Source organism: Pseudomonas sp. R1-7, from assembly GCF_051132105.1.
Classification (GTDB): Bacteria; Pseudomonadota; Gammaproteobacteria; order Pseudomonadales; family Pseudomonadaceae; genus Aquipseudomonas.
The window spans coordinates 4876714-4894428 of the sequence record NZ_CP071661.1 but is presented as its reverse complement, the minus strand read 5'-3'; the positions used below and the strand labels follow the sequence as shown (position 1 = coordinate 4894428).

13 protein-coding genes are annotated in these 17715 nt (G+C 60.2%); 8 read left to right on the top strand and 5 right to left on the bottom strand.

Features of this window, described 5'->3' with window-relative positions:
• Positions 1–34 precede the first annotated feature (34 nt).
• On the top strand, positions 35–757 hold the full coding sequence (locus tag J3P79_RS21950; protein ID WP_434605660.1) for an oligogalacturonate-specific porin KdgM family protein: 723 nt from the start codon (positions 35–37) through the stop codon (positions 755–757).
• Between the two features lie 3 nt (positions 758–760).
• On the opposite strand, the gene J3P79_RS21945 is transcribed toward J3P79_RS21950, so the two are convergent.
• Complete coding sequence (locus J3P79_RS21945) at positions 761–1504, bottom strand: FadR/GntR family transcriptional regulator (protein WP_434605659.1); 744 nt, start codon at positions 1502–1504, stop codon at positions 761–763.
• 96 nt (positions 1505–1600) lie between these two features.
• Here J3P79_RS21945 and J3P79_RS21940 point away from each other — a divergent pair, with 96 nt between their 5' ends.
• Complete coding sequence (locus J3P79_RS21940) at positions 1601–2314, top strand: FadR/GntR family transcriptional regulator (RefSeq protein ID WP_434605658.1); 714 nt, start codon at positions 1601–1603, stop codon at positions 2312–2314.
• Between the two features lie 216 nt (positions 2315–2530).
• Here the strand turns inward: J3P79_RS21940 and J3P79_RS21935 are convergent, their stop codons facing one another.
• From J3P79_RS21935 to J3P79_RS21925, 3 genes are read right to left on the bottom strand one after another with little or no spacing between them, the layout of a single operon-like run.
• Positions 2531–2782, bottom strand: coding sequence for a DUF7683 domain-containing protein (locus tag J3P79_RS21935; RefSeq protein ID WP_434605657.1), 252 nt, complete (start codon positions 2780–2782; stop codon positions 2531–2533).
• Positions 2783–2823: 41 nt separating this feature from the next.
• Positions 2824–3063 carry a pyocin S6 family toxin immunity protein gene (locus tag J3P79_RS21930; protein ID WP_434605656.1) on the bottom strand — a complete coding sequence of 80 codons (240 nt, stop codon included), beginning with the start codon at positions 3061–3063 and terminating at the stop codon, positions 2824–2826.
• Positions 3064–3078: 15 nt separating this feature from the next.
• Positions 3079–3252: a hypothetical protein gene (locus J3P79_RS21925; protein WP_434605655.1), complete on the bottom strand. Its 174-nt coding sequence runs from the start codon at positions 3250–3252 to the stop codon at positions 3079–3081.
• A gap of 148 nt (positions 3253–3400) precedes the next feature.
• Between J3P79_RS21925 and J3P79_RS21920 the strand changes: the two genes are divergently transcribed.
• Positions 3401–3946 (top strand): DUF4256 domain-containing protein, encoded by a 546-nt coding sequence (locus J3P79_RS21920; RefSeq protein ID WP_434605654.1) that lies wholly within the window; start codon positions 3401–3403, stop codon positions 3944–3946.
• A gap of 156 nt (positions 3947–4102) precedes the next feature.
• Here J3P79_RS21920 and J3P79_RS21915 read toward each other — a convergent pair whose 3' ends face one another.
• Positions 4103–5608 carry a hypothetical protein gene (locus tag J3P79_RS21915; protein ID WP_434605653.1) on the bottom strand — a complete coding sequence of 502 codons (1506 nt, stop codon included), beginning with the start codon at positions 5606–5608 and terminating at the stop codon, positions 4103–4105.
• Between the two features lie 343 nt (positions 5609–5951).
• Between J3P79_RS21915 and J3P79_RS21910 the strand changes: the two genes are divergently transcribed.
• From J3P79_RS21910 to J3P79_RS21890, 5 genes are all read left to right on the top strand, one after another.
• A complete protein-coding gene (locus J3P79_RS21910) occupies positions 5952–6446 on the top strand; it encodes a hypothetical protein (RefSeq protein WP_434605652.1) in 495 nt (164 codons plus the stop codon).
• Between the two features lie 449 nt (positions 6447–6895).
• A complete protein-coding gene (locus J3P79_RS21905) occupies positions 6896–12418 on the top strand; it encodes a filamentous hemagglutinin N-terminal domain-containing protein (protein WP_434605651.1) in 5523 nt (1840 codons plus the stop codon).
• A gap of 90 nt (positions 12419–12508) precedes the next feature.
• A complete protein-coding gene (locus tag J3P79_RS21900) occupies positions 12509–14173 on the top strand; it encodes a ShlB/FhaC/HecB family hemolysin secretion/activation protein (RefSeq protein WP_434605650.1) in 1665 nt (554 codons plus the stop codon).
• A 332-nt stretch (positions 14174–14505) separates the two neighbouring features.
• Positions 14506–15327, top strand: coding sequence for a response regulator transcription factor (locus J3P79_RS21895; protein WP_434605649.1), 822 nt, complete (start codon positions 14506–14508; stop codon positions 15325–15327).
• Positions 15327–17714 (top strand): 7TM-DISM domain-containing protein, encoded by a 2388-nt coding sequence (locus J3P79_RS21890; protein ID WP_434605648.1) that lies wholly within the window; start codon positions 15327–15329, stop codon positions 17712–17714. The genes J3P79_RS21895 and J3P79_RS21890 overlap by 1 nt, the downstream gene beginning before the upstream one ends.
• Position 17715 lies beyond the last annotated feature (1 nt).

Here is a 17715-nt window from a genome sequence, read left to right as displayed (position 1 = left end):
CAACTATTGATTTCAACTTACAAGAATAAAAAACATGAAAAAGACCCTGGTAGTTTTGTCCATCGCTTCGTTGTTCACTTCGGTTGTCGCTCAGGCGGATACCGGTTATATCAACGTCCGCCATCAATACGCTGAAAAGACCCGCATGCATGCCGACCGTGCCAAGTTCGGCATCAGGCTGGATAACGGCGTGGGCCTGGAAGGTGAACTCAAATACAAGACCGCCGGTGACCGGCAAGACGTCGCCTTCGACAATACCGTCGGCAGCGGCCATGAATTTACCGTCAATTATCAGCACAAGATCGATGATCGCTGGACACTGACGCCTTCGTTGGCCCTGGACAGCGATGAGGAATCCACCACCTACAAGTTGGGCCTGCGCCTGGGTTACCGGGTAACCAAAGAGCTGAGCGTCGCCGGTCGCTACCGTTATGATTCAGCCAAGCTTGACCGCGACAAGATCGACCGTGACGTGCCCCATAATGGGCAGGACGATCAGAAGGTCAACCGTTACGATGTTTATATCAACTATGGCCCTCAAGGACCTTGGGCCTATGAATATCAATTGACTTACTTCGACGCCGACTACATTCGCTATGACGGCGGTACCGACGATTATGAACAGAATGCCGTGGTCAAATACCAGTGGGATAAACGCTGGGCGCCATTCTTTGAAGTGGGTGACATTAAAGTCAATTCGGTCGACAGTGATCGCCAATTGCGGCTGCGGGTCGGTGTCAAATACAGCTTCTTCTAATCGCTATTCGTTGTAAAAAGCCTGGCGTTGTTGGGTTTCACACAGGCGCATGCGGCTGTTGCTCAAGTGCAGGTACATGGCCGCCCGCGCCGCGTCGACATTGCCGCTGGCGATGGCATCGAAGATCTGCTGGTGTTCGGCGTTGATCCCTTGCAGGTAGGCGCTGCGATCACTTTGCCCGGAATAGGCGGAGTTCATCCGGGTACGTGGGATCAGCTTCGTGCCCAGGTGTTTCATGATGTCGATCAGGTAGTAATTGCCGGCCGCCTTGGCGATTTTCAGATGGAACTGGAAGTCGGCATTGATTGTGGTGCCGGATTTTTCCGGCCCTTGCATCAATGCTTCCAGCGCCTGGGCCAGTTCGGCCAGGGCTTCGGGCGTGGCGCGCTCGGCGGCCATGCCGGCGGCCTGCACTTCCAGGCTCAGGCGAAACTCTAGCAAATTGAGCACGTCGGACAACGTGGCAATCGTCGCCGGCCCGAGGGTAAAACCTTCCGGTGCCGGCATGTCCAGCACAAAGGTGCCGACGCCATGACGCGTCTCCACCAACCCCGCCGCCTGCAAGCGCGACAACGCCTCGCGTACCACCGAACGGCTGACGCCTTCGGCTTCCATGATGTGCACTTCGGTCGGGAGCTTTTCGCCGCATTTAAGAATGCCGTCACGCATGCGCTGGGCAAAACGGTCGACCAGTGTTTCGGCGAGGCGGCGCGGCTTGTTCAATGGAGATAACGCTTGATCCGTCATCGGCGTGCTCTAGTGTGATCAGCGGGCATTATAGTGAGTTTTAGCGCAAGGTCGCGGCTATAATGCCGCGATCGTCTGGCTTGATGGATAGGTGCAATGGAGCGTGTCACAACCGATCGACGCCTGAGCATGACTCAGCAACTGGTGGTCGACCTGACGCAGCAGATACTCGCCGGCGAGTTACCCGCCGGCAGCAAGCTGCCGACCGAACAGGTCATCATCAAGGAGCGCGGCGTCAGTCGAACCGTGGTCCGTGAAGCCATGTCCCGGCTGCAGGCCGAAGGTTTGGTCGAGACGCGCCACGGCATCGGCACCTTCGTTGTAGACACTGCCCGCCCGGGAGATTTCCAGGGCAGCAAGCACGTCAAGGGCGGCGCCTATGATGCACTGGCCGTCATTGAACTGCGCCTGAGCCTGGAAGTGGAAGCCGCCGGCATCGCCGCGCAACGGGCCACGCCCGAACAACTGCTGGCCATGCGTGAAGCGCTCGACGTAGCGAATGCACTTGACCCAACGGATGACCAAAGCGCCCGGGCCGATTTCGAATTTCATCGGCAGATCGCCCAGTGCACCAGCAACAGTTTCTTCATCGATGCCATGGCCCATGTGGGCAACACGCTGATCGCGGTCGTGCAACAGGCCGGGCCGGCGGTAACGGGTGAGAATCGGGCGTTGGTGGTGCGTGAGCGGGAGCAGGTCTACGCGGCGTTGGCGCGACGGGACAGCGAAGCCGCTCGGGCTTCGATGCGGTTGCACTTGATCAATATGATGCAGCGGGTTCGGGGTGTGGTGGAGTTGCAGGCGGGTTGAAGCTGCGATGGCTCGGTTTGAACCAGGAATTTCGCACGCTATCAACTGAGATGATACCGTGAGCAAAAGCTGGTCCGGCAGGCTTGGCGCGTCTCCGTGGCGAGGGAGCTCGCTCCCGCTGGGCTGCGCAGCAGCCCTAAAAAATGTAATCCGTTATGCCCGTACCCCGATAAACAGGTCGAGATTTTCAGGTAGCGGTTGCTGTATTACCGGGCCTTAATCTATGTTGCAGGTGAGCTGAAATATATGATCGTCATCGTAAAAACGCTTGCCGACCAATGCTTCAATAGCTGCGGCTTGGCTGGGGCTCAGGTTATAACCTTCGTCGCCGCGTTGGGGGGTAGACCATCCCATGATTTGTTTCAGTTGTGCATCGCTCCCAGTAGGCAGTCTTATTTCAAAAGTTAACGTCTCGCTTTTTTTATCGAAGATCTCGACGATATATGACATGCGATGTTGTGCCGGCATTTCGTGTTCCATTTCTTGCTACGTCCCGGTTCCGTCGTCAGCTACGCCAGGACGCCAATATACAAATCTAGATCTGTCGGTAGGGATTCCCCGATAATTTGCGATAGCTCGATTACCTGCTCTTTCGTCAGCAGCCATTCCCCTTCAGCCATTGCGTTAAGGCTGCGGTGGCCTAGTAGCTGCAAGATTCGGCTGTTGTAGGACTCCTTCAAATCACGATCGAATTTGAGTGAGTCATCTTCATTCTCGTCTGGTAAAAAACCGCTGATAGATAAGTACACGAGCCTCCTATTTATCTACTTGACGGCCTCGACAATGTCGCCGTGGTGGGTAATCTCCGACAACGTTCCAAACTCATCCAGCCCGTCAATGGTGTGACCGCGCATCAGCGCGTCATCGACCATTCGCGCAGCCTGATCGAGGGCCTCGGTCGGCTCGGCCCCTTTCTCCACACTCCTTATCAAGCGCATTGCGATCCTTGCGGTTAAATAGGCGGGCTATTCTGGTGAGGCGCGCCATGGCCGGCAATGCAAGGACCTTTGCGGCATATGTCTGGTCTGGAAAACTTCAGCTGCCAGCCCTTGGAAACAATTGGTGGATTGCCACGGATTCAATGACATGAAAAAACAAGAACAAGAAAACCTGCTCAAAACCTTGAAAACCCGCTTCGAACAGAACCCCAACCGCCATCCGGACATGTCCTGGATCGACGTCCAGATCCGGCTCGAAAACAACCCCAATGCCCTGAAGTCCCTCCAGGTCATGGAAGCCACCGGCGGCGAACCCGACGTGATCGGCCAGGATCCGAAGACCGGCACGGTCACCTTCTGCGATTGCGCCAAGGAAAGCCCGACCGGCCGCCGAAGCCTCTGCTACGACCGTGCCGCCCTGGATGCGCGCAAGGAGAACAAGCCCAAAGGCAGCGCCATCGAAATGGCCGAAGAGATGGGTATCGCCCTGCTGACGGAAGATCAGTACCGAGCCCTGCAAACGCTCGGTGAGTTTGATGCCAAGACGTCCAGCTGGCTGGCGACGCCCCCAGAACTGCGTGCGCTCGATGGGGCGATTTTTGGCGACTACCGTTATGGTCGGGTGTTCATCTACCACAATGGCGTGCAGTCGTATTACGCGGCGCGTGGCTTTCGTGGGGTGCTGCAGGTTTAAGACAAACCCGTGGCGAGGGAGCTTGCTCCCGCTGGGTTGCGTAGCAGCCCCCCGGCGGTGAGGCTGGGAAAAACGGGTGGCAGGTTTTGCGACTGCTGTGCAGTCGAGCGGGAGCAAGCTCCCTCGCCACGGAAGTCGCAGGCGCCGCAAGTTTCTTTACTCGAAAGCCAAAACCTCACAACCCTTGGCCTCAAGAATCTGCGCGAACTCCGGCAACCGCGCCACGAAATCCGCCTCGAACGCCAGGTACCGATCCAGCGCCGGCACATAACGAATCTGCGGCTTGATGCGCGGGATATCCTTGGTGGACAGCTTCACCACCTCATTACTGCGCTGATTCCAAAACCACGCCAGCGTATGCGTGCCAAAGGTGTTGGGTCGGTAACTCCACACCCACCAATCACCCTGCCCGCGGGACACATGAAGCTGCCCATGGAATGTGCGCAGTGTAATCACCTGCTTGGGCTGCGTGACCAGCAGGCGCGTGTCCTGGCGCAGTTCGCTGCCAAAACCTTCAAGCATCGCCTTTGATTTGGCGCCAGTGATGAAATTGAAGCGCCACGCCAGCAGTACCGTTTCCTGATAACCCGAGTGCTCGACGTTCTGCCGCGCGCCTTCGCTGAACAGCAAAATCTCGTCACCGCCCAAGTAAGCGGAGGATGCCCGTAGCTTATAAGCCTCGGCGGGCATCGGCTTGGCAATGATGGCCTGCTGCGTGTCCTGGTTCCAGATCCAGCAGCGCTTGCCGTTGTGCTGCATGAACAACAATCGACGCCCGCCGACTGGCAGGATGGTCAGCTCATCCGAGTCCTCGAAAATCACCTCGCTGCTGTCCGCCGTGATCCACCAGATTCGCGTCAGGTGCTTGGGTTCGTAAATACGCTGGCGCTCGAATATCCCATCGTCTACGACGACGCAGGGCTCTTCGAATGCCCGCCACTCCAGCCCGGCGGGGCCGAAGTCCTCGATGGCATCGCCCCGGCGAACCTCGTATTTGAACCGATCATCCGCGCTGTAATCGCCGTGTTTGACTTGGCGTCTCCACAGGCTGCGCTGGGCGTTGGCATCGATCAGCCGCAAATCCGCGCCATCCACCTCATCGGTGCGGTGTTCAAGCATGTCCTGTTCGGCGGGCGGCCACTGGTTGTAGTCGATCAAAAAGCACAGCCAGCTCGCTTCGTCCTGCTCGGTGATTGCAGCCCAACCGTTGCGGTAGTTGTATTCATGCACGTAAGTGGGGCCGGGATAATCGTGGACTTCTTGCAACCACTTCACCTTGCTGCGCTTGGGTTGGGTGGGTTTGCGCTCGTTCACCGCGGGCTTCGGCGGCTCGATCAACGTCGGCGTGAACCTCGGCTCGCCACGTGGGCTTTGCCAATGCTGGGCGAACGCCTCGCGTTGATCGGAGGGGAAGATCACCGGCCGATAATCATCGCCACCGGCATCCAGATTCCACAAGTCAAAACCCCGACCCGCCAGCACCGGCGCCAGGGCTTCGAAGCAGACCTCGGGCATCTCGTTGGACAGCTCATCCAACAACGCCTCGAATCCCGGTCCGGCAAACACGCCGATGTCGGGATAGTAATGCTGCAACAGCCCGAGCAAGTCGCTCCCCGGGGTTTTCCAATCGATGTGAACCAACGGATCGAATGGCGTTTGCATCGGGCCTGTTCCTCGTGATTTCTCGGCGTGCCAATCTTAGCGGTCCGCCCCAAAAGGACAACACTGCCAACCGTGGCAAGGTAGGTTTTGATCCCTCCCATGCTAAGCACAATATCTGCGAAGTGGAGCGTGATAACGGCCATTTATGAGCGCGCAACGAATAAGCGCTGATGCATATCACCGGCCGTTATAGTTATTGGATGGGTGTGGGTACAAAAATCTCTGCAAATGTTATAAAAAACTGTAGTTTCTGACAGTAGCTGGCGTTCGATTAAACTATGTATTTTGTTCTGCGGCGTATTTGTTGTTTTTTTGGTCTAATTAATTGTCTTGAGGGTTTGCAATGTTTATTAAAGAGATAGTAGAGAAAACAGAGAAAACAGAGAAAACAGAGAAAACAGAGAAAACAGAGGAAACAGAGAAGCCGGAAAGAACAGAGAGAACAAGAGGGGCAGAGAATTTGGAAGGCTACATCACGGTGAATTCGGAGCAGTTCACTGCTGATCCTTTAGTGCTTCTGTTTCCTTCCGGTACAAATGAAAGCGCGGGGCTTATCCAAAGCGGGACATCGCCAGGAGGCTCGATTCATATAGGCTTTCCGAAAATTAAATCCGATGGAGGTGAACAAGTTTTTATATTTCCTGCTATGTATGAGGATCCTAAGATATTGACATACCATAACGCTGGCGGTGATGTGCATCACGCGGTAATCGGGACTGTAAGAATTAGCGTTAGCCATGGTTTTGGGTGTTTCAAAGGTGATTATGAGTTTACCGATAAAGAGGGTAAGGTATTCAGGGGCGATTTTGACTTATATCGGAAACGTCAAGAGGGATAGAAGCCAGTACTTTCTACGGTTTAGGCTTGCTGGTCCCGTCTCTTGGCTGACGTTACGGGTTTCCAAAGGCCTGTCTTAGCGGCAGGCCGTTGGGGACGATCTAGCGTAGTCGAACTCAAACACACGAATAGACCCGCGACGAGCTCCCTCAGCCCGCTTCTCCAGCTCATCCTCTAACACTGCGCCAGCCGGACTCAGCATAGGTCGCCCACGACGAGGCGACCAGCAACCCATCCTTCGTAAAAAAATCTTCATCCCATCCCCTCAATCAAAAGCCTTGGGCGCTCCAGCAAAGGAGCGGCGCCTGCGCGGCAGACATGATGGCGCGGAGCACTGTGGGATGTTGCGAGCCGCAATCCGCCCGGATGCGTTTTTCCATTTGATTTGTCGACAGCGAACCGCCTGGTCGTCATGGCGCGACCCGCCGTATTAAGGATGAGTGAACAGAAATGAATAGAGCTTACCGAGTCGTCTGGAATGCCGTGATGGGCGCGTGGCAGGTGGCATCCGAGTTGGTCAAGAGCCATGGCAAGGACAAAAGCCGTACCACGCTCAGCCTCGTCATCGGCGTGGGTGGCGGCGTATTTGCTTCGGTCGCTGCGGCGGGGCCGTTGCCGTCCGGCGGCAACATCGTGGCGGGTAGCGGCAGCATCCAGCAGAATGGCGCGGGCATGGCCATTCATCAGGGCAGCGACAAGCTCGCGATTGACTGGCAGAGCTTCTCCATCGGCAAGGGCAACACCGTCCAGTTCGTCCAGCCTGGCGCGAATTCCGTCGCGTTGAACCGCGTACTGGGCTCGGATGTGTCGGTGATCCAGGGCGCGTTGAAAGCCAACGGCCAAGTCTTCCTGGTCAACCCCAACGGCGTACTGTTCACCCCCGGCGCGCAGGTTGATGTCGGCGGCCTGGTGGCCTCCACGCTTAACTTGAGCACGGAAGATTTTCTCGCTGGCAACTACCGTTTCAGCGGCGACAGCGCCGCGTCGGTGGTCAACCAGGGCAACATCAATGCAGCGCAAGGCGGCACCGTTGCCCTGATCGCGGCAAAAATCGTCAACGAAGGGAACATCACCGCGCACAAGGGCAATGTGCTGCTGGGCGCCGGCAGTGTCGTGACGCTCGACTTGGGCGGGCCGGTGCAGTTGGAAGTCAAAGAAGGCGCGTTGCAGGCGCTGATCGAAAACGGCGGCGCCATTCGTGCCGATGCCGGCAAGATCCTGCTGACCGCTCGCGCGGCGGAAACCCTGGCCAGCACGGTCATCAACAACACCGGTTTGATCGAAGCCCGTTCGCTGGATATCGGTGAGAACGGCCTGGTCACGTTGATGGGCGACCACGGCGATGTGCAGGTCGCCGGACGCATCGACGTGTCTTCCGACACCGCCAAGGGCGGCAAGATCGTCGTGACCGGCGAGCGCGTGGCCATCAAGGGCGGCGCGGAGCTCGATGCCACCGGCGCCAAGGGCGGCGGCGAGATTTATGTGGGCGGTAGCTGGCAAGGCAAGGACCCTTCGATCAAGCAGGCCAGCCAGACCACCGTCGCCGCCGGTGCCGTGCTCGATGCATCGGCGACCGATAACGGCAAGGGCGGCACCGTGGTGGCCTGGTCCGATGTCAAGAAACCGGGCAGCGTGACCCGTGTGGACGGCACCCTGAAAGCCACCGGCGGCGCCAAGGGCGGCGACGGCGGCAAGATCGAGACCAGCGGCGCGAAGCTGGCGGTGAGCAAAGCCGCCGATGCCTCGGCTAAAAACGGCAAGGGCGGCTTGTGGTTGCTCGATCCGGACAGTGTCACGGTGGCGGCGGGTGACGGAGGGTTGACCGGTGGCACCAACGGGACAGACGCCACGGTCGGCTTCAACGCGATCAATACGGCCCTGGCCGGCGGCACCGATGTCGCGATCAAGGCCGACAACAGCATCCACTGGAACGGCGACTACACCCCGACGAGCATCAGCGGCGAGCGGACCCTGACCTTGCAGTCCGGACACGACGACGTCGGAACGGGCCGCTACGTCTTCGGCAATATTTTCCTCAACGGTGACATCGACGCCAGCGGCGCGGGTAACGGCAACAGCCTGGCGTTGATCTTCAACGGCAAGATCGCGTTGAACACTGACGTCAGTTTGAAGAGCAACGGCGGCAACATCGTGTTTGCCGGCGTGGTGGATTCCGATGCGGTGGCCAACAATCGTCAATTGCGCGTCGACGCCGGTTCGGGCTCGATCATCTTCAGCGACATGGTGGGCGGCAACAGCGCACTGGGCGCCCTCTATGCAACCACCAGTGGCCTCGGCAAGACCTTTATCAACGGCGCCAAAGTCTTCACCAGCGGCGAGCAGGTCTACAACGGTGCTGTTGAGATGGGCACCTCGCAGTTCCTGAACGCCGACTTCGAAAACGGCCTGGTGGGGTGGAAGACGTCCATAGCCCAGTTCTTCACTGGCGTTACCGTGGTGGAAGGCGTGCTCTCGCCAGATGACCCGACGTTGCCGACCACGTCGCCAACCAACGGCAATGCGCCGAGCGTTTCGCCTGGTGACCAGGGCGACATGGATTACAAACCCCTCACACCAGTCGCCGCGGCTGGCCAGGGCAAGGACGGCGGCGCTGCGCTGCTGCTGGGTACCGAGAACAACTCCAACTGCCAGAACGCCCCCGCCGGTTGCATCATGCGTGGCCCTTCGGTCGTCAGCGAAGGTACGGTTTCCCTGGCGGCAGGGGAGGCGGTCAGTTTCGATTACAAACCGGTCGCGGGCGGCGATACCTATGACGTCTTTGGCTACCTGTTGAACGTCAACACTGGCGAATACCAGATCATCCTGAACGAAACGGGGAACGGCACGGGCGCGGTGGATTGGAAAAGCCATACGGCGACGGCTGACAAGGCCGGCACGTACAAATTCGTGTTCGTGTCGGGCAGTTTCGACCAGACCGCCGGCAAGCAGGTCGGCGGTTCGTTGTACGTCGACAACATCAAGACCAACACCTCGGGCAGCAAAGGCCTGCAAGGCAGTTCCATCACCTTCAACGGCAGCCTCAACAGCACCGACAACAACCTGGCCATCAAGGCCGACGACATCAACTTCAACGGCGGCGCCGGCAGCGTCACCGGCAATGGCTCGATTGCTCTTGAAACCAACACCCCGAGCAAAAACATTGCCGTGGGCGGCAGCACCGGCGACGCCCCCGGTTCGTTGGAACTGACCGGCACCGACATCACCGCCCTGGGCGACGGGTTCACTTCCGTGAAGATCGGTGGCGCGGACATGACCGGCGACATCAGCATCATCGAAGCGACCCGCATCAACGACAGCCTTATCCTCGATGCCGGTACCGGCAATATCCACATCAATGACCAGTTGACCGTGGCGGACGCACCGGGCACCGGCAACGATGACGGCAAGCCGGCCCCGGTCCTGGCGCTGCAAAGCAATGGCGGCAAGATCGACCAGACCGTCGGCGGCGCCATTGTCGCCGATGGCCTGGTGCTGCTGGGTGACGGCGCGACTCATGACCTGGATAACGCCGCCAACGATGTCAACACCATCGCCAGCGACACCGGCACGGTGAGCTTTGCCGATGTCGATGACCTGACCGTCGGCGTAGTGACCATTCCCGACAGCCAGACCCCCGCCAACCCGCAAGGCGTGCCGGTCGCCGGCATGACCCAGACCGGTGACCTGAATCTTGTCGCCGACACGCTCACGGTCGGCCAGGCAGTGCTCACCCAAGGCGATACCAGCCTGAGCGCCGATGAAATCGATATCGCCGCGAGCGTTGCCGGTGCTGGCAGCCTTACCTTGCAGCAGAAGACACCGGGCCTGGATATCCACGTGGGCGGCAGCGACGACCCGGAAGTGACCGGGCCTAACGATCCGCTGGTGCTGTCTGACGCTGACCTGGCGAATATCCAGGATGGCTTCGACAAGGTTGTCATCGGCAACGACAAGACCCGCAACATCACCGTCGACGATGAAGGCGCGACCCTCAAGGACGACTTGGCGTTGATCGCCAATGGCGTCTTGAATCTGCTGGGCGACCTGACCCTCAAGGACCCAGAAGGCACCGATGAAGATGGCACGACCGGCAAGGGGCTGACCCTCACCGTCAACGCGGGCAAAGGTGCGACCCAGGCAACGGGCGCGACCATCACCGCAGACGAATTGGCCCTGCGCGGCGAAGGCGATTTCGACCTGGGCAAGGGGCATGACGTGGGCGTCATCGCCGCTGATGTCGGCAGCCTGAAATTCGCCGGCAACGGCAACCTGACGGTCGGCGTCGTGGACGGCACCGTGGGGATTACTTCCGACGAAGCGGTCACCCTGAAAACCGATCAAGACCTGACGCTGGTAAAAGGCATCACCATCGAAAATGGCCCACGGGATGACGTCGGCCAGGGTCAAACCCGTGCCGATGACATCATCACCCTGGAAGTGGCGGGTAAAACCATCCAGGCCGGCGACGCCGGGGCCAAGCTCGATGCCAGCGGCCTGGTGCTGCTGGGCGGCAATTACGCGCTGGGCAACACCGGCAACGTCATCGGCGATATCGCCAGTGACGCGGGCAAGGTCCAGTTCAACAACAGCGGCGACCTCAAGGTCGGTTCGCTGACCGCGACCCATGTCGACGGCACGAAGACCACCATCACTGGCGTAAACAACACCGGCGACGTGAGCATCGGCACCCAAGGCAACCTGGCGATCAACGAAGCGCTGACCACCAGCGGCAACGTGTTCCTCAATGTCGATGGCAAAACCACCCAGAACGCCAAGGGCAGCATCACTGCCGATGGCCTGGCGCTCAAGGGCGGCGATTTCGACCTGCGCAACGCCAGCAACTGGGTCGGCGATATCGCCAGCCGGGCGAATGACGTCAGCTTCGTCAACCGCAGCGACGTTACCGTCGGCAGGCTGACCGAGACGGCACTGGACGGCACCCAGCTGGATCAGATCGTCGGCATCGGCAACACCGGCAAAGTCCAGGTGGTGACCACTACCGGCAACATCACCCTGACCGAAAACGTCAGCACCACCAGCGGCGCTTCCGATGCAGTCGTGCTCAACGCCGGTCAATCCGCTTCGGCGGGCGTGGCCACGGGCGGTGACGTGAAAGCCAGCACGGGCGTGACAGTGTCCACCGGCGCAGGTGGTCGTGCGGTGATCTACACCGGCAGTCTTGCCGGCAGCACCGGCGTGGTGAATGTGGTGGGCAGTGGCAGCGGCAACTTCCGCTACAACAGTGACGAGCAGCAGAGCAATTTCGGTCGGGCGCTGGGCAACGGCGTGCACGCCGTGTACCGCGAGCAACCTACGCTGGTGGTCTCCACCAACGGCACGACCACCCAGACGAAGCCGTTCGATGGCCAGACCACATTCAACGGCGGCGGTGTCGCCGGTTTCGACGCCAACGGCCTGTGGAACGGCGATACCAAGCAGATGCTCGGACGGCCGGTGTATTCGATCGGGAGCCCGGAGGTTGGGACGCACCAGATCAACATCGGTGGGCTGGCTGACCTCGGTTACCTGATCGTCAGCGACCCGGCCAACGCCAACGTCACCGTGACGCAGTCGTTTGACATTGAAGCCATCCAGCAAAGCGTCGCCGATGCCACACGCGTCGGAGCTGAAGTGACTTCGCCCCACGCTCCGGAGCTCAACCCAGCCCAGCCGAAACCGACTGACTGGTCCGGCGTCGGGGTCGAGGACGGCGGCCTGCTATTGGTGGATCAAGGCGGCACGTCGGCGAATGCCAATGGCGGCAACGGTGCGGGCAACGCCCTGGCCCAAGGCGACAGCGATTCGGCTGCCCAGGCCCAGGACGCCGAGAGCGAGCGGGAACTGGCCGGTAACGTCTGCGCCGATGGCGGCGTATCGGGTGAAGGCGCCTGTGCGGCCTACCCGCCGCAGACCGTGTTCGTCGTGCGCGGCGGTGTGCGCTTGCCAGGTCCAGGTCTCGCGATGCGTCCCTGATCCCCACTTTTCCTTTTGAAGGAGCCCCTTGGCCGCGTCCCCGGACGCGGTCATGGGCTCAGGCAACCCGAATTTTTCGAGATTTATTCAATGCATAACAAACTGATGTCCTGCGCCGCTGGTCTGGCGTTGTTGTCCACTTCCCCGGCCTGGGCGGCGCCCCTGCCGGCACGCCCGATCCCGGACGCCGGCCGTATCCTGCAGGAGCTGCCGGTTCCCCAGCAGGAATTGCCGCAAAGCATTCGCCTGGATATCGAGGCACCGCAACCGGCGCAGGAAAAAGTCGGCGGCGCCAAGGTCCAGCTCAACGCTATCCATTTCATCGACAACACCCGCATCGACGAGGCCAGCCTGCAACGTGTCGTCTCGCCGGCCATCGGTAAGGCCCACGACCTCGACGAACTGCGGGAAGTCGCCCGGCAGGTCACGCTTTACTACCGTGAGCATGGCTACCCGTTTGCCCGTGCCTACCTGCCGGCCCAGCGCATGGCCAACGGCGAGCTGACCATCGCGGTGATCGAAGGCCGTTATGGCAAGGTCACTGCCGTCAACGACGATGCGAAACTGGCCGCACAAGCGCAGCCTTTCCTGGACGACTTGAGGCCGGGCGACGTGATCGAGCGTGACCGCCTGGAACGCAGCATCCTGGTGCTCTCCGATTTGCCCGGCGTAGCGGTGCGTCCGGTCATCCGCCCGGGGGATGATCTCGGTACGGGTGACCTCAACGCCCAAGTGAGAAAAACCAAGGCCTTCGAGGGCAAGGCCACCCTGGACAACCACGGCAACCGTTACTCGGGGCGCAATCGCCTGACGGTCCAGGGTGACTGGAACAGCCCGATGATGCTGGGCGACAAGCTCAGCGCCGCCGTGATGGCCACCGATGAAGAACTGTATTTCGGCAGCCTTGGCTACTCGATGCCATTGGGCACGTCCGGCCTGCGTGGCAACGTCGGTTATGCCCAGAGCGCTTACGACCTGGGCGCCGAATTCGCCGACCTTGGGGCGACCGGTACCGCCGAGGTCAGCAGCATCGGCTTGAGTTATCCGCTCATTCGCAGCAACCAGGCGAACCTCATGCTGGCCGGGCAGTACCAACATAAAGATCTCGAGGACAAATACGAAGTGCTGGGCCTGAGCTTTGAAAAAAGCAGCAACTCATTGCCCATCAGCCTGCAATTCGACGTCAGGGACACCTTGCTCGGTGGCGGCATCACCTACGGCGGCGCGACGCTGACCTACGGCGACCTGAAACTCGATTCGGCCCTGCGCGAGGGCGACCGTCAGACAGCCCAGACCGAAGGCCAGTTCAGCAAAGTCAACGTCGACCTTGCCCGCTTGCAAGCGCTGCCCGCCAACTTCACATTGTTCGCCCGTTTCCTCGGCCAATGGAGCCAGGACAACCTGGACTCGTCCGAAGACTTCAGCCTCGGTGGCATCGACGGCGTGCGGGCTTACCCACAGAGCGAAGCGTCGGGCGACGAAGGCATGCTGACCCAGATCGAACTTCGCTACCCCATCGACAAGCTGACGCCTTACCTGTTCTGGGACGCCGGCAAAGTGCGCATCAACCACAACGAGTGGGCCGACGAAGAAAACACCCGCAGCATCTCCGGCGGCGGTGTGGGTCTGCGTGCTCAATACGGCCCGCTTTCGTTCGACACGACGGTGGCCTGGCGTCACTCCGGTGGTGAAGCGCAGAGCGACACGCGCCAGGAAAACCCGCAGTTGCTGGCTCAGATTGGTTACCAGTTCTAACCTGTTGTTCATCTAAAGACCCCGTGGCGAGGGAGCTTGCTCCCGCTGGGTCGGTCCGACGCTTCGGGCAAAGCAGCCCAATGCAGTTCGGCACAGTCAGTCGAGCCTCCCCCTTTGTGGCGAGGGGATAAATCCCCTCGCCACATGTCTTGGCCCCCCGCCAACAACATCCCGCCCCGAACGGCATGACCGTTTATCGCCCAAGAAAAATTTGATAGCTTCAGTTCTCGCTCGATCTGCCGCTATATCGGCTTGTTGCCAGCCCGATTGGTGATTTTTCGTTGGCAGTTGCGCGACAGTGACCTGGCTAAACACAACAAGAGACCTGGCGAATGGACAACGGACGACATGAAAGGCAGGCAGCGTCGGCGCCCGAGTCGCTGCCGCATATTCTGCTGATCGACGATGTTCCCGAGGACATCCGCGCCACGCTCATCCTGTTGAAGACCCAGCCTTGGCGCATTTCCCTGGCCAGCGACGCCTATCAGGGCTATCAACGGGCGCTCGCCCTGCGCCCGGACCTGATCGTCCTGGACGTGCACATGCCGCAGATGGACGGCTTCAGCCTGTGCCGGCTGTTGCGCGAAGCGCCGGCCACTCGGCATGTCCCGATCCTGTTTCTCTCTTCAGCAAATACTTCGTTGGAGCGCTTGGAAGGGCTGACCGTGGGCGCGGTGGACTACATCCCCAAATCCTGCGCCCCGGAAGAAGTGCTCGCCCGCATCAAGATCCACCTGCAATTGACCTGGCGCGCGCCGCCGACCGCTCAGGCCCGCCCGGCCGATCCGGAACCGGAAGGCGATGAAATCGTCCTGCGGGCGGCGATGCGCCTGATTGAACACCAGCTGGACGACATGCCGCCCTTGGCCAGCCTCGCGCAAAAGGTCGGCACCCATGAAAAACGACTCACTGCGATTTTTCGCGAGCACCTGGGAATGACCGTGTTCGCCTACATTCGCGACGCGCGATTGCGACGCGGCCAGGATCTGCTCTGCGAAAGCGCCATGAGCGTGCAGGATGTCGCCGAGCTGGTGGGTTTTCGCAACGCCTGCAATTTCACCACTGCCTTCCGCCAGCGAATCGGCATGACGCCCAGCCAGTTTCGCCAGCAGACCCTGGGCCTCGTTGACTCTGAGTCGGCCGGGCGCGCCTGATGCGGCTCCTACAGTTTCTACTGCTGACGATAACGTTGTTATCCACAGGCCTGGCGCATGCGGCGCCTGTGGATATCTGCCGCACTGACTATCTGAACCTGATGCCGGTAACGCAGATTTTCGAGGACACCCGGGCACACCTGAGCCTGGAACAAATCGCTCAACGGCCTGACGCCGATTTCAACGCCGCGACCCCAAGCTGGCCGACCCAAGGCTACAGCCGCTCCGCCTTCTGGTTGAAACTACAACTGACTAATTCAAGCGCTGCGGCGTGTTCGCGCTTGCTGGTGGTCGGGGCGCCGCGCCTGGAAGACATCCGCGTCTACCAACCGGGACGTAATGCCCACGGCGGAGCCGCCTATCCCCTGGCCGAATGGCCCCAACCGACGGCGCGTCAGCCAGCATTCCCGGTGTCGTTGGCGGCGGGGGAGAGCGCCACGGTGTTTGTCCGAGTGGCGAGCAATTTCCAAATGCTGTTGGAGCCGGAACTGTGGTCCGAACCAGCGCTGCTGCGCAGTCAGCAGCAGACGTACCTGAGCGACGGGCTCGCCCTCGGTATTGTCCTGCTGGTGGTGCCGTTCGGCTTTATCGTCGGCTGGATCCTCCGTTCCCGACTGCTGACAGTGAATGCCGGCGCGGTATTCAGCTACATCCTGCTGACCTGCATCCTCAATGGCTACCTGATCTACTGGCCTTCGGCGCTGGGCTGGACGCGTGAGCTGCTGACCTGCGCCAGCGCGCTTTCGTTCGTATTGTTCCTGGCCTACTTCCGCGTGCTGTTGCAGGTTTCCCGGTTGCCCAAAATCATTGGCTGGACTTATTGGGTGCCGCTGTTGGGCTGTGTCTTCGGCCGACTCTGGTGGTTGAAGATCGATGCGGTCCAGGGCTCGCAAATCGTCCAGGTCTCGTTGATGAGTTTCTATGGCGCGCTGCTCGCGACGTTATTCATGGCCTGGCGCAAGCGGTTGAGCTACAGCTGGATGGCATGGCTGGTGCCTGCCCTGTTGGTGGGGCAGTTGATGATGCGGATTTTCTTTCCCCAGGAACAACTGCCCTGGCAATCGCCGGAAAGCAAATACAGCCTCTCGTCCACCCTCGCGGGCGTGGTGTTGTTGGTGTGCACGTTGATCATGGAAGTCGCCCGCAGCCGCCACCGGGAAAAACACGCCCTGTCCACCCTCGAACAACAACGCCAGGCCGAGCACGAACGCCTGGAAAGCACCGTGGCGTTGCGCACCTCGCAGTTGCGCGAATCCCTGGAGGCGCGCAGTTCGTTGATGGCCCGGATCAGCCACGACCTGCGCTCGCCGCTGGTGCGCATCATCGACTACGCGCGCCTGCTGCATGCCGGGCCCAACCGTGACTATCAGGCCACCATCGAGCGCAACGCCCGGCAACAACTGGAACTGATCGACGAGATGCTCGAATTCTCCCGTGGCGAACTGGAGCAAATGCAACTGACCCTCGCGCCGGGCTATCTGTACGGCTTTCTCCAAGAGGTCGCCGACGAGGCCGGCTTCCTTGCCGCGCGCCAGGGCAACAGCTTCAACGCGGCACTGGCACAAGATCTCCCGCCCTTGGTGGAGGCTGACTTCAAACGGCTTCGGCAGGTGCTCATGAACCTGTTGGCGAACGCAGCGAAATTCACCCGCGACGGTCAGATCCGCTTCGAAGTGAGCTGTTCTCCCGGAACCATCGCAGACACCGTGGAGCTGCGCTTCAGCGTGATCGACACCGGTATCGGCATCGAACCACATGAATTCCAACAACTGCTGCAACCGTTCCGCCGTGGCCGCAACGCGCAGCGCTATGAAGGCAGCGGGCTGGGCCTGTCCATCGTCACCCAGTTGCTGGAGCGCATGGACAGCCGCCTCGAACCGCAAGCCACGGGGCAGGGCAGCCATTTCAGTTTCCGTCTGCAGTTGAGATGCGCCGACGAGCATGACTTGGAAAACGGCATCGTCGACAACAACATCACGCCATTCGACGGTCAGGGCAAGCACATCCTGCTGGTGGACGACGTCGAGCAAAACAGCGAATGGCTCTACGACCTGCTGGCCGGCTACGGTTTCGACGTCAGCATCGCGGCGAACGGCGAAGACGCGTTGGCCTGCCTGGCGGATCAATCGATCGACCTGCTGATCAGCGACCAGATGATGCCCGGCATGGACGGTTGGGAACTGCTGCGACAGGTGCGCGACCGTGGGCACGATCTGCCTGTGATGCTTTATTCAGCGATCCCGCCACGCAGGCCGGAAGGTTTCCCAGAAGACCTGGCCTTCGACGCGGCACTGCTCAAGCCCGCCGACAGCCGCGAATTGCTGGGGCGGATCAAGACGCTGGTTTGCCCGGATACGGTGCATCGCGAAATGGCCCGGGAGTTCTAGC

Excerpts from the sequence above, each read along its gene's own strand:
- J3P79_RS21905 (WP_434605651.1), top strand. The coding sequence starts at position 6,896 with ATGAATAGAGCTTACCGAGTCGTCTGGAATGCCGTGATGGGCGCGTGG.
- J3P79_RS21935 (WP_434605657.1), bottom strand. The coding sequence starts at position 2,782 with ATGCCGGCACAACATCGCATGTCATATATCGTCGAGATCTTCGATAAA.
- J3P79_RS21945 (WP_434605659.1), bottom strand. The coding sequence starts at position 1,504 with ATGACGGATCAAGCGTTATCTCCATTGAACAAGCCGCGCCGCCTCGCC.
- J3P79_RS21890 (WP_434605648.1), top strand. The coding sequence starts at position 15,327 with ATGCGGCTCCTACAGTTTCTACTGCTGACGATAACGTTGTTATCCACA.
- J3P79_RS21895 (WP_434605649.1), top strand. The coding sequence starts at position 14,506 with ATGGACAACGGACGACATGAAAGGCAGGCAGCGTCGGCGCCCGAGTCG.
- J3P79_RS21940 (WP_434605658.1), top strand. The coding sequence starts at position 1,601 with ATGGAGCGTGTCACAACCGATCGACGCCTGAGCATGACTCAGCAACTG.
- J3P79_RS21915 (WP_434605653.1), bottom strand. The coding sequence starts at position 5,608 with ATGCAAACGCCATTCGATCCGTTGGTTCACATCGATTGGAAAACCCCG.
- J3P79_RS21910 (WP_434605652.1), top strand. The coding sequence starts at position 5,952 with ATGTTTATTAAAGAGATAGTAGAGAAAACAGAGAAAACAGAGAAAACA.
- J3P79_RS21925 (WP_434605655.1), bottom strand. The coding sequence starts at position 3,252 with ATGCGCTTGATAAGGAGTGTGGAGAAAGGGGCCGAGCCGACCGAGGCC.
- J3P79_RS21900 (WP_434605650.1), top strand. The coding sequence starts at position 12,509 with ATGCATAACAAACTGATGTCCTGCGCCGCTGGTCTGGCGTTGTTGTCC.
- J3P79_RS21950 (WP_434605660.1), top strand. The coding sequence starts at position 35 with ATGAAAAAGACCCTGGTAGTTTTGTCCATCGCTTCGTTGTTCACTTCG.
- J3P79_RS21920 (WP_434605654.1), top strand. The coding sequence starts at position 3,401 with ATGAAAAAACAAGAACAAGAAAACCTGCTCAAAACCTTGAAAACCCGC.